This window comes from Mesorhizobium sp. BR-1-1-10 (genome assembly GCF_020165595.1).
Lineage (GTDB): Bacteria > Pseudomonadota > Alphaproteobacteria > Rhizobiales > Rhizobiaceae > Mesorhizobium > Mesorhizobium australicum.
Genome location: NZ_JAIUIL010000003.1, coordinates 18942 through 43280 on the forward strand (window position 1 = coordinate 18942; position 24339 = coordinate 43280).

Genomic DNA, 24339 nt, shown 5'->3' on the forward strand with positions numbered 1-24339 from the left:
CCCAATCTTCAAGCGCGCCGCGCTTCTTTTGCTTTATGGATGCATGTCGTCGGCGACATGCATCAATAGACCGGTGGCGAAACCACCCAGATGACAACCGCCGGTTCGCTGCCTGGATTGCGCCAGCGGTAAGGCTTGCCTTCGAAGCGGAAGGAGTCGCCTTCGCCAAGCCGGTGCCAGACGCCCGCAATCTCGATGTCGAACTGCCCGGACGCGATGTATCCGGCCTCCTCGGTCGGCCGGCGGGCCTCGTTCTTCAACTCCGCGCCCGGCGCGAAGACCGACCGCACCATCTCGAAAGTACCACCGAGGTCCGGTGACAGAAGCTCCTCCACGAGGCCGGATTCGCTGGTGCCAAGCGTGCGGCGCTTGCCGGCGCGCACCACGACGCCGCGCTCGCTTTCCACGGGCACGTCATGGCTGAAGAAGAGGCTGATCGGCACGCCGAACAACTCGGCGAAGGCCCTGAGGTCGCTGAGCGACGGCGTCGACAGACCGCGCTCGACCTGGCTTACCCAGCCGACCGAACGGCCGAGTTTCAGCGCGATCTCGGCCAGCGTAAGCCCGCGCACCCGGCGCAGCGCCCTGATGTCGCCGGCCAGCACTCGTTCGTCAGGTCCCTGCAATGTTCGTGCGGTAGGGGAGGCCAAATCGCTCACTTCATGAAAATTTTCAGTCGAATTTCATGAGAAATGAAGCTCATGAAAAAATCAAGTAGATTTTCACCAATGCTCAAGATTTGCTTGCAGGATTTTGACGGTTCATGCAAAGCCTCCGCCGCGAGCGGCGAGTGGGGACGTCCGATCGAGAACACGGCTAAGGGACGGCCCATGCTGGAAAAGAAGGCTCGAATCGCGGTTGACGCCGAAATCGTCGACGATGCGATCATGTCGCGCCGTTCGGTGCGCGCATTTCTGCCCGACATGATCGATGACGAGACCATCCGTGACATACTGACTGTTGCGGCGCGCGCTCCTTCCGGCACCAACATGCAGCCTTGGCGCGTCTACGTTACCAAGGGCGGGACCAAGCAGCGGATCACGGATGCCATCATGAATTCCGGCATCCGCGCGGAAAAAGCCGACTGGGACGAATATCGCTATTATCCCACCCAGTTCTTCGAGCCTTATCTCACCCGCCGCCGTGCCAACGGGTTCGGCCTGTACGGCGCGCTCGGCATAGGCCGTAGGGAAGTCGACAAGATGCGCGCCCAGCACGACCGCAATTTCGTTTTTTTCGACGCTCCGGTCGGCATGATCTTCACCATCGACCGCCGGCTCAACCAGGGTTCGTGGATCGATTACGGCATGTTCCTGCAAAACATCATGGTCGCGGCGCGGGGCAGGGGTCTGCATACCTGTCCGCAAGCGGCCTTCGCGCCCTATCACCGGCAGATCCGGCCGGTGCTCGGCATTCCCGACGAGGAGATCGTCGTCTGCGGCATGGCGCTCGGCTATGAAGACACTTCCAAGCCCGAGAACGCCTTCCGCACCGAGCGTGAGCCGCTCGAGGAATGGGTGACGTTCAGCGAATAGGCTCCCGTCCGGCGCAAGCCCGCTATTCCGTATTCATGTGCGCGCCGTGGCCACTGACATGGGCGCCGTCCTGCGGCGTCAGCTTGAGATAGGCTGATAGCGCGCAGAGCGTGATGACGCCTTCGATCACGAACAGGATCCGGAAGTCGCTGGCGACGGCCGGCCCGCCGCCGGCGAGAAACGACAGCATCGCAGCCGCCAGCCCGACGCTGATGGCGACCGCCAGTTGCCACAGGATATAGTAGAGCGCGCTGAAACGGGCGAGCTGTTCGGGCGCGATGTCGGAATAGGCGAGGTTGCCGGTTGAGGCCCATTGCACCGAGCGGAAGACGCCGAAGACGAAGATATAGGTGAGCGTGATCCAGACCGGGGTCGTTGCCTGCACCAAGGCGAAGCCCGCGACCATGGCTGCAACGACGGGCGTGTTGAAGACCAGCACGCGGCGAAAACCGAAACGGTTGAGGAGGCGTGGCATGAAGATACGCATACCCACCGAACCGACCGCCGCCACGAAGGTCAGCGATCCCGCCTGCACCGCGCTCATGCCGAAGCCGAGCTGGAACATCAGCGGCAGCAGGAAGACGACGGAGCTGAGGCCGATCGTGTCCAGGCCGCCGCCGGTAAGAAACGAGATGCGGAAGGTGCGGATGCGCAGGAGCTTGAGATCGAGGAGCGGATTGCGCACGCGAAGGCAGTAGAAGGAGGCGGCCGTCAGGATGATGAGCGCCAGCGCAAGCTCGGCCGCGATCATGCCGCCGGCGGCGTCTTTCGCCGCCAGCGAGTCCATGCCGAAGACCAGCAGCACCATGCCGCTGCCGACCAGCAAAAAGCCTGGAAAATCGAACCGCGTGCGCACCGGCTTGGTCATTGTCGGGAACAGCGAGGCGGCAAGAATTGCGGCCGCGAGCGCGAACGGCACGTTGATGAAGAAGATCCAGCGCCAGGAGATGTAGGTGGTCAGCGCGCCGCCGACGAGCGGACCGACCAGCGGTCCGGACTGGCCGGCCAGCGAGATGTACATGTTGATCTTCAAGGTCCGGCTGCGCGGGAAGGTCGACAGGATGACGACCTGGCCGAGCGTTCCCATCAGCGCGCCGCCGAAGCCCTGCAGCGCGCGGGCGCTAACCAGCATCCAGAGGTCGTTCGAGAGCCCGCACATGGCCGAAGAAGCGGCAAACACCAGCAAGGCAAAGCAATAGACGTTGCGCAGGCCGAAACGGTCGGCCGCCCAGCCGCCGAGCGGCATCGAGATGATCAGGCTGGCGACGTAAACGGTGATCAGTAGGCCGAGCTGGCTTGGCGGACGGCCAAGGCTTTCGCTGATGCCCGGCAGCGCCGTCACCACGACATTCTGGTCGAGGCTGGTCATGAACACGCCGCAGGCGACCGTCAGCGGCAGCAGGAGCACGGCTCTGGCCGGCACATCGGCGCGATCGGTAGCGCCGGTGGATAGTTCAGCGGTCATGGGGATGTTCGAACCAAATATGCCGACTCTAAACCGGGATTTTCACCCCTCGGGCCGGTTGGACGACCACGTTTTCCACCTTGGGCGCCTTCGGCAGGATTCTCTAGCGGCAGAACCAGCCGGCATTGAGGCCAGAGGCCGCGGCTCTAAGACCGCATGCCTACTGCACCTCGTAACCGACTTCCTCGCTGGCGTGGCAGAGCGCCTTCCAGAACGAGCGCGCGAAGGAGCGAAAGACATAGATGTCGAACTGGTCGGTGCCGGTGCGCTGGATCTGGGCGAAGACATCGTGATGCGTTGTCGAGCGGCCGGCGCCGACCGGAAAGGCAAGCAGGCCGAAGTCGATGGCGAAGAATTTCGACAGCACCCATTCGGCTTTCGGCCCGGCAATGCGGATCGCGGTGCGGCCATGCGACAGGTCCGTCACCGTGCCGATGGCCGGCGTCACCGCCTTGGTCAATGCCAGGGCCAGTCCTTCGGCTTCATCGGTCACCGTGAATTTTCCCGGCGCGAAGCCGAATACCGCTTTCACGCCGTCGCTCGAGCCGCCGCCTGCGCCATCGGGCAGAGCAAGCCCGGTGACGGTGCGGATGGCCTCCATCAGTTTCTTCTCCTCGCCTGGCCATGCCGCGAGTTGCACGATCGAGCCCGGCCTGGTTTCGGTGAGCAGGATCTCGACGCCATGTTCGAAATTGCCGTGCGAGCCGACATGGAACTCCGGCTCGAGGGGCGATTGACGCTCAGCCATGCATGCGGGTCCCTTCCGGATCGTAGAAGTGGTTGGAGACGATCTCCACGGGCCCGAAGCGGTTGCGCAAGGGATCGGAGACATGCGCACGCGTGCCGTGCCTGGCCTTGCCGCCCTTGACCAGCGCCAGCGCGATATGCTTGCCGAGCGCCGGCGAATAGCAGCAGGCGGTGATGTGCCCGATCGAGCCGTGCGGATTGGCTTCGTCGACGTCCTCGACAATGTGCGCGCCGCCATTGAGCGGCCGGTTGTCGAGCGCGATCAGGCCGACCAGTTCCAGCCGCTCGGACGCGACGAGACCTTCCCGATCCATCATTGCGGAGCCGATGAACGGCTTCTTCTTCGACAGCATCCAGTCGAGATGCAGGTCACGCGCGGTGGTGCGGCCATCAATCTCGGCGCCGGTGACATGGCCTTTCTCGATGCGCATCGTGCCCAGCGCCTCGAGCCCGTAGGTGACCAGCCCGAACGGCTTGCCGGCCTCGACCAGCGCTTCCCAGACATGAGTGCCCTGGCCGGCGCCGGAATAGACCTCGAAGGCCATTTCGCCGGAGAAGGAAAGCCGGCAAATCATAACAGGAACGCCTGCGATCTCGCCGTGCACGATGCCCATGAAGGGCAAGGTGGCGTTGTCCACGGCAGTGCCGATGACGCAGGCTGCCAAAATCTGCCGCGCTTTCGGCCCGCCGATCGCGGCTCCCGCCCATTCGTCGGTTACCGAGGTGACGTGGACCTTGAGTTCCGGCCAGATCACGTCGAGGAAATATTCCAGATGCTGCATCACCTTGCCGGCATTGGCGGTAGTGGTGGTCATCAGGAAATCCTGTTCGCCCAGCCGCCAGGTGGTGCCGTCGTCGAAGGCAAAGCCGTCCTCGCGCAGCATCAGCCCGTAGCGTGCCTTGCCGACGGCGAGCGTCGAAAACATGTTGGTGTAGACACGGTCGAGGAATGCGGCGGCGTCGGGACCCTGCACGGCGATCTTGCCCAGCGTCGAGACATCGACGATGCCCGCGCTTTCGCGCGTCGCCTTGGCTTCGCGCACATAGGCCTGTTCGACGGTTTCGCCCGAAAGCCCGTAGATCATCGGCCGGTACCAGAGGCCGGCGGAGTACATGGTCGCGCCATTGTCGACATGCCAGTCATGCATCGGGGTCAGCCGCTCGGGCTTGAGATCGCCGAAGCGCTCCGCTGCCAGCGAGCCGATCGACACCGGCGCGAAAGGTGGCCGGAAACGGGTGGTGCCGACTTCCGGGATCGGTTTGCCCAGCGCTTCCGCCATGATGGCGAGGCCGGGGACGTTGGAGCTCTTGCCCTGGTCGGTGGCCATGCCGAGTGTGGTGTAGCGCTTCAGGTGCTCGACAGAGACGAAGCCTTCGCGATGCGCCAGGCGGACATCCTCCGCCGTGACGTCGTGCTGGAAGTCGACGAAGCTCTTGCCGCTGCCCTTGACTTCGAACACAGGCGCGGGATCTGGATCTCCGGGAGCTGCCTCGACAGTGGGCAGTGCCGTCGGCGTGGCGGTGCCGCCACTCGCGGCAAGGCCTGCGGCGCGCCCTTCGGCGATTGCCTCTCCCGTCGAAAAGCTGCCGGTGAACGCGCCGGCGCCGATCCAGCTTTGCGTCGGCTTGGGCGGCAGGAAGGCCTGCCGGGCCGCGTTCCATTCAGCCTTGGCGCCGGCCTGGCTGGCCAGATGGATGGTCGGCGACCAGCCGCCGGACATCAACAGGCAATCGGCATGGATGCTGCGCGCGTCGCCGCTCAGCGCGCCCGCGACCATGTCGAAGCGCTGAACCTTGAGGCCGGACAAGGCCTTGCCGCCTTCCGTGGCGACCACCGCATGGCCGGAAAGCAGTTCCGCCTCGGCTTCGCCGGCCAGGACGCCCATCTCGGCGGATGGTTGCGGGCGCACGTCGACGATGGCAACGATCGCCGCACCCGCCTGCTTCAGCGCCAGCGCCGAGCGGTAGGCGCTGTCATTGTTGGTGAACAGCACGACCCGTTGGCCCGGCAGCACGCCGAATTCGTTGGCGTAGCGCTCCGCCGCATGCGCCAGCATCACGCCGGGCCGGTCATTGCCGGGAAACACCAGCGGCCTTTCGAAGGCGCCGGTGGCCAGCACGACGGATCCGGCGCGGATCGCCCAGTAGCGATGGCGCGGCTCCCCCTTGGCGGGCTGCGCCTTGTGGTCGCTGACCCGCTCGAGCGCGGCAAGCGTATTGTTGTCGTAGTAGCCCCAGACGGTGGCGCGCGTCAGAAGCCGGACATTGTCTCGCGCCTCAAGCTGGGCCACGGTGCGCCGCACCCAATCAGCGGCGGGTGCGCCATCGATGGTCTCGCCGGACCAGTTGGCCGATCCGCCGAAACGCGGCTCGAGATCGGCCAGGATGACGCGGGCGCCCTGGTCGGCGGCTGCCTTGGCGGCCATCAGGCCGGCCGGTCCGGAGCCGACCACAAGCACGTCGCAAAAAGCGTTCATGCGCTCGTAGCGGGCCGGGTCCTTTGCCGATCCGGCGCTGCCGAGGCCGGCGGCGCGGCGGATGAAATGCTCGCAGAACATCCAGAAGCGCGTGCCTTTCAGCGGGCCGACAACCGGTCCCATGAAGGTCTTGTAGTAAAACCCGGCCGACAGCACTTTGCCGCCGAGCTGGTTGACGGCATGGATGTCGAAGGCAAGCGAGGGGAAACGGTTCTGGCTGACGGCGACCAGCCCGTCATGGATCTCGACCATGGTCGCCGGGATGTTGGGTTCGCGCACCTCGCCCTTCAGCACCGTGACCAGCGCGTTGGGCTCCTCGACGCCGGCGCTCAGCAGGCCGCGCGGCCGATGGTATTTGAAAGAACGCCCGAAAAGAGTGACGCCATTGGCCAGCAGCGCGGACGCCAGCGTGTCGCCGCCATGCCCGGCATAGGCAACGCCGTCGAAGGTGAAGCGGATCGTCTTCAGCCGGTCTATGCGGCCGCCGGTGTCGGTGCGGCGCGGGCTCATGGCTTGTCCTCCGCCTTGCGGCGCGCGGCCGAGCTGTGATCGCCGCGCGCGAAGGCGACACTGGAAATCTCATGCGTCAGCGTGTTGCGCACCACCCTCAGGTGAGCCCGGCAGCCGCCGGAATGCTGCCAGATCTCGTTGTGGTCGCCGGCCGGGTTCAGCCGGTCGTAGACATAGGCATTCCAGGCCTCGAAATTCTGCGAGGCGGGGTCGGGACGTTCGCGGTTGCCGTCACCCTGATAGGTGAACTCAATGACATCGCGCGGGCCGCAATAGGGGCAAGTGATCAGCACGGAATGTTCCTAATGAAGCCTTGTCTAGTGGAGCCTCGGGTTTGCACCCTGGCCCTTGTCGTCGATCACCAGCCCGCGATGAAAGCGGTCCAGCGTGAAGGGGGCGTTGAAATCGTGAGGCTGATCCTTGGCGATGGTCCAGGCAAAGCACCAGCCGGAAGCGGGCGTCGCCTTGAAGCCGCCATAGCACCAGCCGCAATTGAGATACATGCCGGGCAGGGGGCCCATGGTGATGATCGGCGAGCCGTCCATCGACATGTCGCAGACGCCGCCCCAGGAGCGCAGCATGCGCACACGCGCAAGGCCCGGGAAAAGGGCCAGCATCTCGCTCATCACCTCGTCGACGATGGGCAGATTTCCGCGCTGGGCGTAGCTGTTGTAACCGTCGATGTCGCCGCCATAGACAAGGCCGCCCTTGTCGGACTGCGACATGTAGAAATGGCCCATGCCGAAGGTCACGACCGTGTCGATGAAGGGTTTCAGCGATTCGGTGACGAAGGCCTGCAGCACATGGCTTTCGATCGGCATCGTCTCGACGCCGGCCAGTTGCATGACCCGTCCGGTGCTGCCAGCCACCGCGACCGCGATCTTCTTGGCCCTGATATCGCCGCGCGAGGTGGCAACGCCGGTAACCCGGTCGCCCTCGCGCAGGAAGCCGGTGACCTCGCAATTCTCGATAATGTCGACGCCGCGCCGGTCGGCGCCGCGGGCATAGCCCCACGCGACGGCGTCGTGCCGGGCGGTGCCGGCCCGCCGCTGCATCAGGCCGCCGACCACGGGAAAGCGTGCACCGTCGGAGATGTCGAGCGCCGGGATCAGGCGCTTGATCTCGGCTGGTGACATCAATTCCGCATCGACGCCGAGATGGCGCATCGCATTGCCGCGTCTTGCGTAATCGTCGAACTGAGCCGGCGTGTGCGCCAGGTTCAGGCAGCCGCGCTGCGAGAACATGACGTTGTAATTGAGCTCGTGCGACAGGTTTTCCCACAGCTTCATCGAATGTTCGTAGAAGCGGGTGTTGGCGGGCAGCAGGTAATTCGAACGAACGGCCGTGGTGTTGCGGCCGACATTGCCTGAGCCCAGCCAGCCTTTCTCCAGCACCGCGACATTGGTGATGCCGTGTTCCTTGGCTAGATAGTAGGCGGTCGCCAGTCCATGCCCGCCGCCGCCGATGATGATGACGTCGTAGGATGCCTTCGGATCCGGCTTGCGCCAGGCCGGCTTCCAGTCCTTGTTTTCCTTGAGCGCGTTCGCGAGCAGCGAAAGGGCCGAGTACTCTGCCATGTGTATGATGTCCGTTGCGGGCGATGCGGCAGACTATAGACGCAGGAGGCTGATACAAAGCCAATATTGCGCCATCGCCTTTCGACTGGCCGACGCTTGATGAGCGCGACCGTCGCGGTGACTTGCCCCATGATATGGCCGTCTTTATCAAGGACAGGCTTTTTGAATGCCTTTGCCGTCCGCGAGTCGCCAATCCATCATGTTTTTTCGATTGCTTCGCCTCATCCTGGTCCTGGCGCTTGTCGTTTCGGCGCCGCTGTCGTTCGAGGCGGCGGCGCAAGGCGTTAGCCAGGCGCCCGCCGGACTGGTCGCCGACCAGCAGAAGATCATCCAGGGCCTGACGACCAAGGCCGACAATTTCGAGAAGCAGATACAGCAGGATGGCGAGGACGACAGCAACCTCGTAGACATCCGCCTGCAACTCGAGGAATTGTCACGGCAATCGCTGACCAGCGCGCTGGCGTTCCGCACACGCCTGGGCGAAATCAACAGCAGGCTCGAACAGCTCGGGCCGCCGCCCGCCGCCGGCCAACCGGCTGAGCCCGACATCGTCAGCGCCGAACGCGAGGGGCTGACGTCCGAAAAGGCCGAGATCAACGCGGTCATCGCGCAAGCTCAATCCTTGTCGATCCGCATCAGCGGGCTGATCGACAAGATCGGCAACATGCGCAGCGCGCTGTTCCGCAATCTCCTCACCAAGCGCTACGTGCTCTCGGACGCGTTGAGCCCGCAGGTGTTTTCCGATGCGCGCGACGAGTTCGGCAATTTCTACAAGGCGGTGTCGTCCTGGCTGAGCTTCGCCATCAAGTTCAAGTTCCAGGCTATCCTGGCGGCGACCTTCGTGGCGCTCGGCCTGGCGCTGGTGCTGCTGGTCGGCGGGAGGCGCCTGTTCGGACGGGTGTTCGAGGCCGATCCAACCAATGAGGACCCATCCTATCTCAGCCGCCTGTCGGTGGCCTTCTGGTCGACCTTGCTGCCGACGCTGGCGGTCGCCGCCTTTCTCGGCTCGACGATCTTCTTTTTCAATTATTACAACGTGTTGCGCGGCGATATCGGCCTCTTCCTCAATGCGTTGGCCACCGTCATCGGCGTGGTGTTCTGTGTCAATCGGCTGACCAACGCGGCACTCGAGCCGCGTTTGCCCAACTGGCGACTCATCCCCGTCGAAACCGTGCCGGCGCGCTGGCTGGTCCGCCTGACCACCGCCATGGCCGTGGTCATCAGCTTCAACACCTTCCTGTCGGTCGTCAACGACAAGATGGGGTCGCCGCTGTCGCTGACCATCGCGCGCAGTTTCGTCGCCACCATCATCGTCGGCGTCATCCTGATCCTGATGGCGATGCTGAGGCCGTTCAGGGCGCGTGACGGAAGCTGGCGCCCATGGCCGGCCTGGCTGCGCTACACCTCGCTCGGGCTGGGGCTTTTCACCATCATCGCGGCGCTGCTCGGTTATATCGGCCTTGCCCTGTTCGTCTCGCTCCAGGTCGTGGTCACCGGCACCGCGCTGATAACGGCCTATATCGGCTTCCTGTCGGCGCAGGCGATCGGCGAGGAGGGCGCTTTCGCCAACACCTCGGTCGGGCGTTGGCTGTCGGCCAATTCCAGCTATGAAGATACCGCACTCGACCAGCTCGGTCTTGTCGTCAGCATCGCCATCAACGTGATGATCGTGCTGGTGTTTTTGCCGTTGATCCTTTTGATGTGGGGCTTCCAGCTCGGCGATATCGAGGCCTGGGCGTACAAGCTCGCAACCGGAATCAATATCGGTTCGGTGACCATTTCGGTCACTGGCATCCTGTCGGGCATCGTCGTCTTCGTCATCGGCTATTTCCTGACGCGCTGGTTCCAGGGCTGGCTAGACGGCTCGGTCATGGCGCGCGGCAAGGTCGACACCGGTGTGCGCAACTCGATCCGGCTGGCGGTCGGCTATGCCGGCGTTGCGCTCGCCGCGCTGGTCGGCATCTCGGCGGCCGGCATCGACCTCTCCAGCCTGGCACTGGTCGCGGGTGCGCTTTCCCTCGGTATCGGCTTTGGCCTGCAGAATGTGGTGTCGAATTTCGTCTCCGGCCTGATCCTTCTGGCCGAGCGGCCGTTCAAGGTCGGCGACTGGATCGTGGCCGGCGAGGTCAGCGGCACGGTCAAGAAGATCAGCGTGCGTGCCACGGAGATCGAGACTTTTCAGCGGCAGTCGGTGATCCTGCCCAATTCGAACCTGATCAACAACGCCGTCGGCAACTGGACGCACCGCAACAAGCTCGGCCGCATCGACATCAAGGTGGGCGTCGCCTATGGCAGCGACGTCAAGCAGGTCCACGCGGTGCTGCTGGATATCGCGCGCAGCCATCCGCTGGTGCTGAAGAACCCCGAGCCTTTCGTCTTGTTTTCCAATTTTGGACCCGCCGCGCTCGAATTCGAGATCCGCGTGTTCCTGGCCGATGTGATGAACGGCAACATCGTGCAGAACGACGTCCGTTTCACCGTGCTGGAAAGATTCGACGACCAACACATCGAAATCCCGTCCACGCCGCGCGCGGTCGTCGAGGCCAAGAAGCACGTGGCATGGCCGACCGACGACGACAAGATCGAGGCCGATTTCGCCGAACGGGAAGAGGCCAAGGCGCAAGCCGAGGCCGAAGCGAAAAAGCTGCCGAAGCAGCGCAAGTCGAAGAAACCCGATCCGGACTAGGCTCTGGATCCTCCTGCCGGGCTGCCATTGCCGAGAGCACCGCATTGCCGCGCGGCCAGATTGACAGGGTGGGTATGTGCGAAAGCCAAAGCCAATTGCGGCATGAATGCGGCATTCAGTTGCGGTTCAGCTTCCATCTCATATAAGCTCCCATGCAAAGGCGAGAATGCCTTGTGGAAATGCAACAGAGGCGGTGGGAACACCGATATTGCAAATGTGGAAGTCTCTCGTCGCTGCCGTGGCCTTGCTCGCCGTGAGCGGCTCGGCCCATGCCGCCAGCGCGGTCAACAAGGACGCCGAGACGCGCACGCTGGTCGTCACCGAGGGCGGCAGCAAGACCGAGCTTGCGCTGGCCGGCGGTGAAACCGTCGAGTTCTGCCAGAGTGGCTGTTTTGTCACCTTGCCCAATGGCGACCTTGAAGCCCTGACCGGTTCGGAAACCGTCGAGATTTCTGGCGGCGTCGCCCGCATCAAGTAATCTCGGTGGCACGTTTGGAAAGGCCGGGCGTTGCTCGGCCTTTTATTGTTTCCGGTAGCTGTTGTTTAACAATGACGATCGAAATACCGCGGCGGCAGCCCTTTGCAACCGTACGTTTTAATGTTCGCTAGGCGATCCCCCGCTATACCAGCATCAAGACGCCGAACACGGCGCTCAACGGGTTCGGGTTTCCGGATCAGACGCTGGCAGGGCAGGACGGGCATGGACGTGCGGTCGGACAGGAACGCAATACCGCTTGCGGTCGATCTCGACGGCACGCTGATCGCGACGGACCTTTTGTGGGAAGGATTGTTCATCCTCCTCAAGAAGAACCCGCTCTATTTCTTCCTGGTGCCTTTCTGGGCGGCCGGCGGACCGGCGCGGCTGAAGCAGGCGATCGCCCAACGCATCGACATCGACCCCGCCACGCTGCCCTATCGGGCGCCCCTGCTCGACCGGCTCCGCACCGAGCACGCCGAAGGCCGCAAGCTCGTGCTGGCCACCGGCACGCCGCGCAAGTTCGCCGACGCCATTGCTGTCCATCTCGGCATTTTCGACCGGGTACTGGCCACCGAGGGTCTCGACAATCTCACTTCGGGAAAGAAGCGAGCCTCGCTCCTGGCGGCCTATGGCGATGCCGGTTTCGACTATGCCGGCAACAGCCGCCACGACCTCCAGGTCTTCGACGCGGCACGCAGCGCGATCGTGGTGGCGCCGGACCGTCATGCCGCGCGCTGGCAGGCGGCGCATGGCGCCGAAACGATGCCGGCGCCCAAGCCGACGTTGCGGACCATCGTCAAGATGCTGCGCGTCCACCAGTGGCTGAAGAATTCGCTGATCGCCGTGCCGATGATGCTGTCGCACGAATATTTCAATTCCAACATGATCTGGGAATGCCTGCTGGCGTTCATCTCGTTCAGCGCGGTGGCGTCGGCGATCTATATCCTCAATGATTTCTTCGACCTTGCGCTCGATCGCAAGCATCTGACCAAGCGCAACAGGCCGTTCGCCAGCGGTGCGCTGTCTATTCCGTTCGGCCTTGGCGCAATCGCGGTGCTGCTGGCGATCGGCGTCGGCACCGGGCTGTTCCTGTCGCCTGAATTCCTGGCTGTGCTCGGCGGCTACATGGTCGTTACCACGGCCTATTCGCTGTCGTTCAAGCGCATGCTTCTGGTCGACGTGCTGACGCTTGCCGGCCTCTACACCATTCGTGTGCTGGCCGGCGCGGCCGCCACGGGCGTCGACGTCTCGTTCTGGCTGCTCGCCTTCTCGATCTTCTTCTTCCTGTCGCTGGCACTGGTGAAGCGCTTTGTCGAATTGCGCACCACAGCCATTCCGCCCGGCGAACGCATTGCCGGCCGCGGCTATCGCACCGAAGACCAGGAGATTGTCGCCCAGGCCGGCATGGCTTCGGCGTTCTCCTCGGCGCTGGTGCTGGCGCTCTACATGGACAGCGTCGCGGTGCGCGAACTCTATCCGCATCCCTGGCTGATCTGGCCGCTGGCGCCGATCGTGCTTTATCTCACCATGCGTGTCTGGATCCTGGCGCGCCGCGACGAAATGCACGATGACCCGGTCGTCTTCATCATTCGCGACTGGCGCAGCCAGATCGTGGTGGCGATCGGCGCGGTGCTGCTGGTCATCGGGGGCTGGTAGGCATGGCGGAACGCTTCCAGAGCTTTGGCCTTGCCACGCCGCCAGCGGCAAGGGCGATGCACGCCGATGACGCCATTGCGCTGCTGAAGGGCGGCCAGGCCAGGCAAGCGTCGCTGCTTGCCTATGGCAACGGCCGATCCTACGGCGATTCCTGCCAGAACCAGCTCGGCACCGTCATCGACATGCGGCCCCTGAACCGCATTCGCGGCTTCAACGCCGAGAGCGGTCTGCTCGAAGCGGATGCCGGGGTGCTGCTCGCGGATGTCATTGCACATGCCGCGCCTCACGGCTTCTTCCCGGCGGTGGTGCCCGGCACACAATTCGTCACGCTCGGCGGCGCCATTGCCAACGATGTCCATGGCAAGAACCATCACCGGCGCGGTACGTTCGGTTGCCATGTGGAAAGTTTCACGCTCCTTCGGTCGGATGGACACAGCTATCGCTGCTCTGCGACCGACAATCCGCGCCTGTTTCGGGCGACCATCGGCGGCATGGGGCTCACCGGCCTGATCCTCTCGGCTTCGATCCGGCTGATGCGGGTTCCGTCGCTCGATATCGTGGAAAAGACGACGCGGTTTCGCGACCTCCGCGAATATTTCGACCTTGCCGAAGCGGCGGACCAGGCCAATGAATATGCCGTCGCCTGGATCGACCAGCTCGCCGGTGGCCGCAACAGCGGACGGGGGCTGCTGTTTACGGGCAACCACGCCGAGCACGGCTCGCACGCGGCCGCGCGTGCGAGCGCGAAATTCTCCGTTCCGCTCCAGCCGCCTTTCAACGTGCTCAGCCGGCCGTTCCTGACCGCTTTCAACGCCGCCTACAGGTGGAAAAAGGGGCAGGCCAAGGTGCCGCGCCAGGTCGAATACCAGGGCTTCTTCTTCCCTCTCGACGGTGCGCGCGACTGGAACAGGCTCTATGGACCGAAGGGGCTGTTCCAGCATCAGAGCGTGGTCCCGGAAGAGGCCGCGCGCACAATCGTGCCGGCACTGCTCACGGCGGCTAGGCAGGCCGGGCAGGGGTCGTTCCTCACCGTCTTGAAGCGCTTCGGTGGGGTCCGCTCGCCGGCGCTGCTGTCGTTCCCTCGTCCGGGTTACACGCTGACGCTGGACTTCCCCAACAGGGGAGCGGCGACACTTGCCCTGCTCGGCGAACTCGACCGCATGACGATCGCGGCTGGTGGGGCGGTCAACCCTTACAAGGATGCGCGCATGAGTGCTGCAACCTTCGTTGCTTCGTTCCCGGAGTGGCCGAGGCTGGAAGCGCTGCGCGATCCCGCCTTCATGTCCGACTTCTGGGCGCGCACGGCCGGGATTGTCGACCTGCGGCGGCGCGATGCAGAGGCAGCCGAATAGGTAAACTTAGAATGAATCGTGGTTTACGAATGTTTAATGTCCAGATTTACCCAAAATGTCTTGTGGGTTCACGAAATCTTTTGAGATTTGTATTAGCTGATATCACAGGGTGGCGGGCTGCATGAAATATATCGTCTTCATTTTGTTTACGGTCATGACAAATGCTGCTGCGCAGCTGATGCTGAAGCAAGGCATGATGTCGCTCGGACCGATTTCATTCGAGGGCACCAATCCGCTGATCAAGCTGTTGCAGATCGTCTTCAGCCCCTGGGTCTTCCTTGGCCTGTGCACCTTCGTCATTTCGATGGCCTCCCACCTCTACGTGCTTTCCAAGGTCGAGCTTTCCTTCGCCTATCCGTTTCTCAGCCTGGCCTACGTCGCGGTCGCGATCTTTGCCTATTTCGTCTTCCGAGAGGACCTGAATGGTTGGCGCATCGCCGGCATTGCCTGCATCTGCGTCGGCACGGTGCTGATCGCGCAAAGTGGGCGAGGGCATGAAGACCAGAGCGCTTCCATCACGCCCGACAAGATACAAGCAAACGAGATAGTTCGATGAGACATGTGATTTTCGGGGGTGACGGCTTTGTTGGCCGTCACCTGGCGCCGAAGCTTGTGGCCGACGGTGAAGAGGTTGTCGTCGCCGACATCGTCAGGAGCGACCTTACGCATTACCGCACTGTCCGCTTCATCAAGTGCGACGTCACCGACCAAGGCTCGGTTGCCGCGGTCGGGCTGAAGGCTGACGACATGGTCTACAATTTGTCGGCCAAGATGCTGTCGCCGATCCAGGTGCGGGCGAAGCGGCACGACTTCTTCTTCCCGGTCAATTTCCACGGCACCGAGCACATCCTGCAGGCCATGGACAAGGCTGGTGCCCCGAGACTCGTCCACTATACGACCGACATGATCTATGGTCACACCGTCACCCAGCCGATGACCGAGGAGCACCCGGTCGCGCCGCTCGGCGAATATGGCTGGTCGAAGCAGAAGACCGAGGACCTGGCCGGCGAATGGCGCAAGCGCGGCATGTCGATCTCGCTGTTTCGCCCGCGCCTGATCATCGGGCCCGGCCGCCTCGGCATCCTCGAAAAGCTGTTCAAGCTGATCGACTGGAACTTTCCCGTGCCGATGATCGGTTCGGGCCGCAACCCTTATCAGTTCATCTCGGTGTTTGACTGCGCCGAGGCGGCGCGCGCGGCGTGGAAGGCCGGTGTGCCCAACGAGGCTTATAATCTCGGGTCGCGCAATCCGCCGCCGGTGAAGAAATTGCTTGGCGACCTGATCCGGCATGCCGGCTCGAAGTCGATCCTGCTGCCCACCCCCGGCTGGGCGGTCAAGCGCACGCTCGACCTGCTCGACCTCTTCAACATGCCGATCATGGATCCGGAGCAATATCTGATCGCCGACGAGGACTGCGTGCTCGACGTGTCCAAGGCCGGGCGGCAGCTCGGCTGGGTGCCGCAATACCGCGACGAGGACATGCTGATCGCCGCCTACAGCGAATACCGCGCCAAGAAGGCCGGGCAAGCCATCGCCACCAAGCATGTGCCCGCCGAATAGGGGCGCGCCGAACAGTCTATTGCGCTCGACGCCAGCCGCGGGCGCGAACAGGAGATTGAAATGACCGTCATGGCCAAGCCGGAACAGACGAATACGCGCACCCTGGTCAGCGCGCCGACACTGTCGCCCGCCACCACCGCCAAGCCCGACCTGATCAGTGTCGAGCAGGCCAAGGCGATGGACGTCGCAGGGATGACCGACCTGTTCAAGGCGCATCTCAATCCCGGCCAGCTGCATTTCATGAAGCTGCTCGGCTTCCATAAGATCAAGATCGAACGTGCAGAGGGCATGTTCTACATCGACCAGAACGGCCGCAAGATCCTCGATTTCTTCGGCGGCTTCGGGTCGCTGGCCTTCGGCCACAACCATCCGCGCATTCTGGAAGTGCGCAAGAAATTCCAGGAGGAAAAGCGGCAGGAAATCGCCATCGCCTTCATGTCGCAATATGCCGCCGCGTTGGCGCACAACATCGCCAAATGTTCGCCTGGCGATCTCGACATGGTGTTTTTGGGCTCGTCGGGCTCGGAAGCGATGGAAGCGGCGGTGAAGCTTGCCGAGCGTGCCGCCGGCCCGAAGCGGCCGAAAATCGTCTATGCCGAGAATTCATTCCACGGCAAGACCAAGGGTGTGCTGGGCATCACCGACGGCCAGCTCTACCGCGCCGACTTCAGGATGGCCGACAACACGGTGCGCATTCCCTTTGCCGATATCGAGGCCGTCGAGCGCCTGTTCCGCTCCGATCCGGAGATCGGCGTCATCGTGCTGGAAACCATCCAGGGCGGCGGTGGCATCATCCAGGCGCCGACTGAATACTGGCGGAAGCTGCGGGTGCTGTGCGACCAGTATGGCGTGCTGTGGGTCGCCGACGAAGTGCAGTGCGGCTATGGCCGCTCGGGCCGCTTCTATGCCTTCGAGCACCATGGCGTCGTGCCCGACGTGACGGCACTGGCCAAATCGCTGGGCGCCGGCAAGGCCGCTGTCGGCGCGATGATTGCGCGCCGCGAAATCTACATGAAGGCCTACGGCACGCCGAAGACGGCGATGATCCATGCCATGGCCACTTTCGGCGGCATGGGCGAGGCGTGTGCCACGGCGATCGAGGGCATCAACGTGCTTTACGACGAGGGGCTGATCGACAACGCCGCCGTCACCGGCGATTACCTGCTGCAGCGGCTGCAGGCACTCAGGGAAAAATACCCGAAGATCATCAAGGACGTGCGCGGCAAGGGTTTTATGGTCGGGCTGGAGTTTCACGACTTCTCGCAGACCTTGCCGATGGTGCTGCGCCCTATCGTCAGCGTGCTCGACGACAAGCTGAAGGGTTCGCTGTCCGGTTTCGTCGGCGCGCTGCTGCTGCGCGACTACGACGTGCTCGTCGCCTTCACCGAATACAACCGCAACGTCATCCGGCTCGAGCCGCCGCTGATCTGCCAGCGCGAGCATGTCGATCGTTTCGTCGATGCCTTCGACAGTCTCTTGTCGCGCGGCATCGTGGCGATCGTGAAGGATTTCGTCAAAAGCCAAGTCCGTTGAAACGAACGTTCGCCGAGAAGACATGCTGACCAAGTCGCCCACTCCGCAAAGTCCAGTCGATCGGCTCGCCGAGGCCGGTCTGGCGTGGGGCGAGGGGACCTATGCGCGGCTGGCGGCTCCGATCGGTGCGGCTGCCTTCGCCCTCTATATGCTTTTGACGGCGTTCACGGCCTGGGTGATGCCCGACGCCAACTGGGACATGCTGCCCTATCTCGCCATATCGGAGGAGGGCACCTACCCCGATGCGCAGGCACTGCATGATTATGCCTACAGCACCGTCAAATCGAGTGTCTCGGCGGCCGACTACAAGGCGCTGACCGACGATGGCGGCGGCTTCCGCAGCCACATGGCGCAGAACGCCGCCGATTTCCATTCGTTGCTCGGCATGTACCGGATCAAGTTCCTCTATGCCGAAATCCTGTCGACGCTGAGTTCCGTCATCTCGCCAGTCGAAGCGATGCGGCTGGTGCAGGTGTTTTCGGTCCTGCTGTTCGGCGCGATCACGCTGCTCTGGCTGCGCGCGGAAAAGGCACTGGCGTTGGCACCGGTGGTCGGCGCGGTGCTGATCATGGCCGATTTCGGCGACGCCGCGCGCGCTTCGACACCGGACCTGCTTACCTCGGCGCTGCTGCTAGGCGGTCTCTTCGCTTATGTCCGAGGTCGCGAGGTGGCGACGGCGATCCTGCTCTTCCTCGCCTTCATGGTGCGGCCGGACAACATAGTTTTCCTTGCCGTTTTCGCTGTGCTGCTGGTCCTGTTCCGGCAGAAGGCCTGGGGCGTGCTGGTCGGTTTTGCTGCTTCGCTCGCCGCGTATTTCGCCATTTCGCACTGGGCCCATCATCCCGGGTGGTGGCCGCATCTGTGGTTTTCCAGCATCGGGCAGCACTACAATATGGACGGGTTCGAGCCGGCTTTTTCCGTCATCGCCTATCTCCGGGCGTTTGCCGCCTCGCTGCTGCGCGCCATCAACCTGAACAGCTGGGTCGGGGTCTCGGTTCTGGCGCTGGCCGGGTGGTTTGCGGCCGACCGCGCCGGCTTCAAGCTCGGCCGCCGCGCGGGCATTCTGTTTGCTGCGCTGGTGCTCGGTGCGCTGGCCAAATTCAGCGTCTTCCCGATCCACGACACGCGCATTTATTTCCCGCATCTGATCCCGCCATTCCTGCTGCTGGCACCGCCCTTCATGGCGTTGTGGGCGGCGGTCACCGCCGGCCAGCACCGCGCCGCCTTGCACGTCATACCAGGAGACAAATCATGAATTCAGTTTCCAACCTGGCGCGCATTGCCCTGTCGCTCGGCCTTCCCGCCGGCCTGCTCGATCGCGGGCCGTCGCTGCGCGGCACCAAGTTCCTCGCCAACGCCGCGCTGAAGGCACGCTTCAGTGATAGCGGCCGGGCATTCCAGATGGTCAATGTCGGCGCCTGCGATGGCGCGCTGTTCGATGACGTGACGCCTTGGCTGCACCGCATTCCAAAGGCCCGCGCCATGCTGGTCGAGCCGATCCCGTACAACCAGAAACGGCTGCGCGCCAATTACCCTGACACGGACCGCTTCGTCATCGAACCCGTCGCGGTGACGAGAACAAAAGGCACGATCACCGTCCACACCTTTGACGCTGCCGCACTCGAAGCCGGCACGCTGCCGATCGAGTTCATCGGCTGCTCGTCGGTGACCGACACCAACCTGATGTCGGGCAAGAATGCCTGGGGCGAGGCCGACGCCAATTTCAACAAGTTCGCGCCGCATCTGAAAGACATCGAGGTGCCGTCGGAGACCTTGCAGACATTGCTCGACCGCAACGGCATCACCCATATCGACGCCTTCCTCGTCGATTGCGAAGGCGCCGACTGGATCGTGTTCGAGCAGCTCGACCTCAAGCGCTATCGTCCCGGCATGATCAAGGTCGAGGTTGGTGCGCTGCCCGCGCCGGAGATCGGACAGGTCGTGGTCAAGCTGAAGACGGCGGGCTATCAGGTCGGCTTCCAGGCCGAGGACGTCTGGGCTTTCGCCTGACGGGTAGATGTTTTTCCTGATTTGGAGAGGGGTCGCGCGGCATCTGTGGCGTGTCGCAAACAGGCGGTAGCGCCGTCCCCGTCGCCTGCATATTGTGCGCCGATCAGACGGGCGCCGACGCCGCCCGCAACAGCATTCTGGAGTCGCGGGCAATGGCAGAGTTTCCGAAAAAGGCGAAGGTCGTCATCATTGGCCTCGGCGGCATTGTCGGCGCATCGATCGCCCATCATCTGATCGAGCGCGGCTGGGACGACATTGTCGGCATCGACAAGTCGGGCATTCCGACCGATATCGGCTCGACCGCGCACGCTTCCGACTTTTGCTACACCACCAGCCACGATTTCCTGTCGTGCTGGACGACGCTCTATTCCATCGATTTCTACGAGAAGATGGGTCATTACGCGCGCGTCGGCGGCCTCGAGGTCGCCCGTGTCGGCGACAACGGACGCATGGACGAGATCAAACGCAAGATCGCCTCGGCCAAGGCGTTCGGCACACGCGCCCGTTTGATCGATCCCGCCGAGATCAAGGAAAAATTCCCGCTCATCGAACAGGATCTGGTGCAGGGCGGCCTATGGGATCCGGATGCCGGCCTCGTCATTCCGCGCTCGCAGACCGTTGCCGGCAAGCTGGTCGACCAGGCGGAAGCGTCCGGCAAGCTCAAATCCTTCGCCAACACGCCGGCGAAGTCGCTCGTCGTCAAGGACGGCCGCATCAGTGCCGTGGTGACCGACCGCGGCACGATCGAGGCCGACTATGTCATCGTCTGCGCCGGCATCTGGGGCCGGCTGATCGCCGAGATGGTCGGCGAGGACCTGCCGGTCATGCCGATCGACCATCCGCTGACCTTCTTCGGCCCGTATACCGAGTTCGCCGGCACCGGCAAGGAGATCGGTTGGCCTCTGCTGCGCGACCAGGGCAACTCGGCCTATATGCGCGACACCGGCGACCCCAAGACCGCCGAGGGCGGGCAGATCGAATGGGGTTACTACGAAGAGACCAATCCGCGCCTCTGCCATCCGCGCGACCTGCTGGAGAAGGACCAGGCACGGCTGTCGCCGTCGCAGCGCGATCTCGACATGGAGCAGATCCTGGCGCCGCTCGAACGCGCCATGGAACTGACGCCGATCCTGGGCGAACTCGGCTATAACGAAAGCCATTCCTTCAACGGCCTGCTGCAGGTGACGGCGGATGGCGGCCCTTCCATGGGCGAGAGCCAGAAGGTGAGAGGCCTGTGGTACGCCGTCGCCATCTGGGTCAAGGACGGCCCCGGCATGGGCAAGCTGATCGCCGACTGGATGACGGATGGCCGCACCGCGATCGACCACCACGCCATCGACTATGCGCGCTTCTATCCGCACCAGACCAAGGAACAATTCATCTGGGATCGCTGCACCGAGACGGCGATGAAGGTCTACAATCCGGCGGTGCATCCGCGCGAACCTTTCTCCAAGGCCCGCAACATCAGGCGCTCGCCGTTCTGGGAGCGTGAAAAGGAACTCGGCGGTTATTTCATGGAGCTGGGCGGCTGGGAGCGTGCGCACGGCTATGCCGCCAACGAGCATCTGCTTGAGAAGTATGGAAACCGCGTGCCGGTGCGCGAGAACGAATGGGACAACCGCCATTTCTGGCGCGTCTCCAACGCCGAGCATCTGGCGATGAGCGAGGATTGCGGCATCGTCAACCTCTCGCATTTCTCGATGTATGACATCGAAGGACCCGACCATGTCGCGCTGCTGGAATGGCTGTGCGCGGCCAAGATCGGCGGCGACAACAACATCGGCAAGGGCATCTACACCCACTTCCTCGATGAGCAAGGCATGGTGCGCGCCGACTTCACGGTGATCCGCATGGCCGACCGCTGTCGGCTGATCGACGGCGCCGACGCCGGGCCGCGCGACTACCAGTACATGCGCCGCACGGCCCAGGACAAAGGGTTCGACGTCACCATCACCGACGTGACCGAGAAGTACGTCACCATCGGCATCTGGGGGCCGAATGCCCGCACGACGTTGCAAAAGGTGGTCGAGAACCCGGATGGGCTTTCGCCGGAGAATTTTCCGTTCGCGGCGATCAAGCCGGTCCGGATCGGCGGCAAGGACGTTACGGCGTTCCGTATTTCCTATGTCGGCGAGCAGGGCTGGGAACTGCATATGCGCTACGAGGATGGTCTCGCCGTCTGGGACGCGCTGCGCTCGACCGGTGTCATGCCATTCGGCGTCGAGACCTACGCCAATACGCGCCGCATGGAGAAGAGCCTGCGGCTGCAGAACGCCGACCTCTTGACCGAGTATAATCTGCTGGAAGCCGATCTCGCCCGCCCGAAGGTCAAGGAGAACGATTTCTGCGGCAAGGCCAAGCACTTGGAGTATCGTGAGCGCGCGCACCAGCCGGCGATGCTATGCACGCTGGTGATGACCGAGAACAAGGATTCCAGGGGTGTCGCCCGCTATCCCGTCGGCATCATGCCGGTGATGGACCCCGAGAGCGGGGAAACACTGGTCGACGAACTCGGCCGCCGCTCCTTCACGACATCGGTCGCCTATGGCCCGACGATCGGCAAGAACATCGCGCTCGCCTATCTGCCCTGGGCCTATGCCCAGGAAGGCCGCAAGCTCAAGGTCGAGTATTTCGGCGAGACCTATCCGGTCGAGGTCGCCAGCGTCGGCTACAAGCCGCTTTACGACCCGGAGAATCTCAAGCCGCGGAGCTGAGCCTTCGCCAAGAATTTCGCGCGTGTTCGGATGAGCCCGGCCCAGGTCGGGCTTTTCTCTTTTTCAGCTGTCGATTCTGGCTTACCCTCGCGGCATGTCTGGTTTTGGCACTGCAAGACATCTGCTTTCGAGCGTCGTCGCGCTGGCGCTGACGCTCTGGCCGACGACAATGTCTCGCGCAGACGAGCCGGTCGATGTCGAACTGGTGCTGGCGGTGGACGTGTCGCTGTCGATGTCGGCCGACGAGCTCGAGATCCAGCGTCATGGCTACGCGGCGGCGCTGACGCACGACAATGTGCTGCAGGCGATTACCGATGGCGCCTATGGCAAGATCGCCGTCACCTACGTCGAATGGGCCGGCACCAACTGGCAAAGCGTCATCGTGCCGTGGACAGCGATCGCGACCCGGGCCGATGCGGAGCGGGTGGTGGCGCAATTGTCGGCTCAGCCGCCCAACAGCGCGCGGCGCACCTCGATCTCCGGCGCGCTGGAGTTCGGCAGCGACCTTTTCGCCGAAAGCGGCTACCAGGGAACCAAGCGCGTCATCGACATTTCGGGCGACGGGCCAAACAACCAGGGCGCGCCGGTCAATCTCGCCCGCGACGGGGTGGTCAGGCAAGGCATAGTCATCAACGGCCTGCCGCTGATGACCCGAGGCGGCTTTTCCGGCGTCTATGACGTCAACGATCTCGATCGCTACTACAGCGACTGCGTCATCGGCGGTCCCGGCGCCTTCATGATTCCGGTTAACGACTGGACGCAATTTCCCGAAGCCATCCGCCGCAAGCTGGTGCTGGAGCTTGCCGGCCCGGCGTCACTGCAATGGGCGGCGGAGGAGGCGGATCACCCGCCAGTGGTGCTGGCGCAGGACAAGCCCATCGCCGACTGCCAGGTCGGCGAGAAAATGTGGCGCAACCGCAACTGGATGCCCGACGCCAGATAGCGCAATTCCAAAACCGGATTGCCGGCTGCTTTGCGCGCAAACACGGTCCTGTTGATTGACAAGCCCATCGGCCTCTGTGAACAATTTCCCGCAGAAAAACAAAAGGGGAACCGATATGAACAGAATAACCGTCCTTGCCGCGACATTGACACTTGCCACAGGCTTGTCCGCGCCGGCGATGGCCGCCACATCGCTCACCATCGGCATCAGCGGATGGACCGGATTCGCGCCGCTGACACTCGCCAAGCAGGCAGGGCTGTTCGAGAAGCATGGGCTCGATGTGACCTTGAAGAAGGTGCCGCAGGCCAGCCGTCCGCTCGCCATCGCCAGCGGCGACCTGCAATGCGCCGCCACCACGGTCGAGACGTGGCTGGTCTGGAACGCCAGCGGGGTGACCACCAAGCAGATTTTCCAGCTCGACAAATCCTATGGCGCCGACGGCATTGTGGTGCGCAACGACATCAAGACAGTCGCCGATCTCAAGGGCAAGACCGTCGCTTCCTCGGCGCCTGGAACGTCGCCCTACTTCCTGCTGGCTTGGGTGCTGAACAAGAACGGCATGTCGACCAAGGATGTCACGGTCGTCAATCTCGAACCCGACGCGGCGGCGCAAGCCTTCCTCGCCGGCCAGAACGATGCGGCCGTCACCTACGAGCCCTTCATCTCGGCCGTGCGCGACAAGGCCGACCAGGGGCATATCCTGGCGACCACGCTCGACTACCCGATGGTTCTCGACACGGTCGGCTGCACGCCCGAATTCCTCAAGGCCAATCCCGACGCCGCCAAGGCGCTTGCCGACAGCTATTTCGACGCCCTCGACATGATCAAGAAGGAGCCGCAGAAATCCTACGAGATCATGGGCGCCGACGTGAAACAGTCGGCCAAGGAATTCGAGGATTCGGCAAAGTACCTGAAATGGGCCGACAAGGCCGAGAACAAGCAGTTCTTCACCAAGGAATTCCAGGACTTTTCCAAGACCGCCGGCGATCTGCTGCTGCAAATGGGGCTGATCAAGGAGGCACCCGACGTCGCCACTCTGGCCGACACCAGCGCCGTGGCGAATTGACGGTTCAACCCTTGGGCACCGTGCGGTGGC

General features: G+C 63.3%; 19 protein-coding genes. 13 read left to right on the forward strand and 6 right to left on the reverse strand.

The annotated features are described in order from the left end of the window. Window positions 1-62: 62 nt before the first annotated feature. Complete coding sequence (locus LB555_RS05985) at window positions 63-659, reverse strand: helix-turn-helix domain-containing protein (RefSeq protein ID WP_224682457.1); 597 nt, start codon at window positions 657-659, stop codon at window positions 63-65. A gap of 171 nt (window positions 660-830) precedes the next feature. Between LB555_RS05985 and LB555_RS05990 the strand changes: the two genes are divergently transcribed. Next, the gene (locus tag LB555_RS05990; RefSeq protein ID WP_224595003.1) at window positions 831-1535 is read left to right on the forward strand and encodes a nitroreductase; all 705 of its coding nucleotides are present in this window, start codon (window positions 831-833) and stop codon (window positions 1533-1535) included. A 22-nt stretch (window positions 1536-1557) separates the two neighbouring features. Here LB555_RS05990 and LB555_RS05995 read toward each other — a convergent pair whose 3' ends face one another. From LB555_RS05995 to LB555_RS06015, 5 genes are all read right to left on the reverse strand, one after another. Continuing rightward, a complete protein-coding gene (locus tag LB555_RS05995; RefSeq protein WP_140661032.1) occupies window positions 1558-3000 on the reverse strand; it encodes an MFS transporter in 1443 nt (480 codons plus the stop codon). A gap of 160 nt (window positions 3001-3160) precedes the next feature. Next, window positions 3161-3748, reverse strand: a complete 588-nt coding sequence (gene soxG, locus LB555_RS06000) for a sarcosine oxidase subunit gamma family protein (protein ID WP_015317396.1) — start codon at window positions 3746-3748, stop codon at window positions 3161-3163. After that, a complete protein-coding gene (locus tag LB555_RS06005; protein WP_224682458.1) occupies window positions 3741-6734 on the reverse strand; it encodes a sarcosine oxidase subunit alpha in 2994 nt (997 codons plus the stop codon). Before LB555_RS06005 ends, soxG begins: the two co-directional genes overlap by 8 nt. Further along, window positions 6731-7027: a sarcosine oxidase subunit delta gene (locus tag LB555_RS06010; RefSeq protein ID WP_015317398.1), complete on the reverse strand. Its 297-nt coding sequence runs from the start codon at window positions 7025-7027 to the stop codon at window positions 6731-6733. Before LB555_RS06010 ends, LB555_RS06005 begins: the two co-directional genes overlap by 4 nt. Before the next feature lie 24 nt (window positions 7028-7051). Next, the gene (locus tag LB555_RS06015; protein ID WP_224682459.1) at window positions 7052-8311 is read right to left on the reverse strand and encodes a sarcosine oxidase subunit beta; all 1260 of its coding nucleotides are present in this window, start codon (window positions 8309-8311) and stop codon (window positions 7052-7054) included. 199 nt (window positions 8312-8510) lie between these two features. On the opposite strand from LB555_RS06015, the gene LB555_RS06020 reads away from it, so the two are divergent. From LB555_RS06020 to LB555_RS06075, 12 genes are all read left to right on the forward strand, one after another. Then, on the forward strand, window positions 8511-10997 hold the full coding sequence (locus LB555_RS06020) for a mechanosensitive ion channel family protein (RefSeq protein ID WP_224682460.1): 2487 nt from the start codon (window positions 8511-8513) through the stop codon (window positions 10995-10997). A 214-nt stretch (window positions 10998-11211) separates the two neighbouring features. After that, entirely contained in the window at window positions 11212-11475 is a 264-nt protein-coding gene (locus LB555_RS06025; protein WP_015317401.1) for a hypothetical protein, read from the forward strand. Window positions 11476-11697: 222 nt separating this feature from the next. After that, complete coding sequence (locus LB555_RS06030; protein ID WP_224682461.1) at window positions 11698-13131, forward strand: UbiA family prenyltransferase; 1434 nt, start codon at window positions 11698-11700, stop codon at window positions 13129-13131. Between the two features lie 2 nt (window positions 13132-13133). Next, window positions 13134-14483, forward strand: a complete 1350-nt coding sequence (locus LB555_RS06035) for an FAD-dependent oxidoreductase (protein WP_224682462.1) — start codon at window positions 13134-13136, stop codon at window positions 14481-14483. A 121-nt stretch (window positions 14484-14604) separates the two neighbouring features. Beyond that, a complete protein-coding gene (locus LB555_RS06040) occupies window positions 14605-15039 on the forward strand; it encodes an EamA family transporter (protein ID WP_015317404.1) in 435 nt (144 codons plus the stop codon). After that, window positions 15036-16043 (forward strand): NAD-dependent epimerase/dehydratase family protein, encoded by a 1008-nt coding sequence (locus tag LB555_RS06045; protein WP_224682463.1) that lies wholly within the window; start codon window positions 15036-15038, stop codon window positions 16041-16043. Before LB555_RS06040 ends, LB555_RS06045 begins: the two co-directional genes overlap by 4 nt. A 60-nt stretch (window positions 16044-16103) precedes the next feature. Further along, window positions 16104-17576: an aspartate aminotransferase family protein gene (locus tag LB555_RS06050; RefSeq protein WP_224682464.1), complete on the forward strand. Its 1473-nt coding sequence runs from the start codon at window positions 16104-16106 to the stop codon at window positions 17574-17576. Between the two features lie 22 nt (window positions 17577-17598). Further along, window positions 17599-18831: a hypothetical protein gene (locus LB555_RS06055; RefSeq protein ID WP_224682465.1), complete on the forward strand. Its 1233-nt coding sequence runs from the start codon at window positions 17599-17601 to the stop codon at window positions 18829-18831. Beyond that, window positions 18828-19586 carry an FkbM family methyltransferase gene (locus LB555_RS06060; protein WP_140661043.1) on the forward strand — a complete coding sequence of 253 codons (759 nt, stop codon included), beginning with the start codon at window positions 18828-18830 and terminating at the stop codon, window positions 19584-19586. The genes LB555_RS06055 and LB555_RS06060 overlap by 4 nt, the downstream gene beginning before the upstream one ends. Window positions 19587-19738: 152 nt before the next feature. After that, window positions 19739-22300, forward strand: coding sequence for an FAD-dependent oxidoreductase (locus tag LB555_RS06065; RefSeq protein WP_224682466.1), 2562 nt, complete (start codon window positions 19739-19741; stop codon window positions 22298-22300). 94 nt (window positions 22301-22394) lie between these two features. Beyond that, complete coding sequence (locus tag LB555_RS06070; RefSeq protein WP_015317410.1) at window positions 22395-23243, forward strand: DUF1194 domain-containing protein; 849 nt, start codon at window positions 22395-22397, stop codon at window positions 23241-23243. Window positions 23244-23358: 115 nt separating this feature from the next. Further along, the gene (locus LB555_RS06075; RefSeq protein WP_140873523.1) at window positions 23359-24309 is read left to right on the forward strand and encodes an ABC transporter substrate-binding protein; all 951 of its coding nucleotides are present in this window, start codon (window positions 23359-23361) and stop codon (window positions 24307-24309) included. Window positions 24310-24339 lie beyond the last annotated feature (30 nt).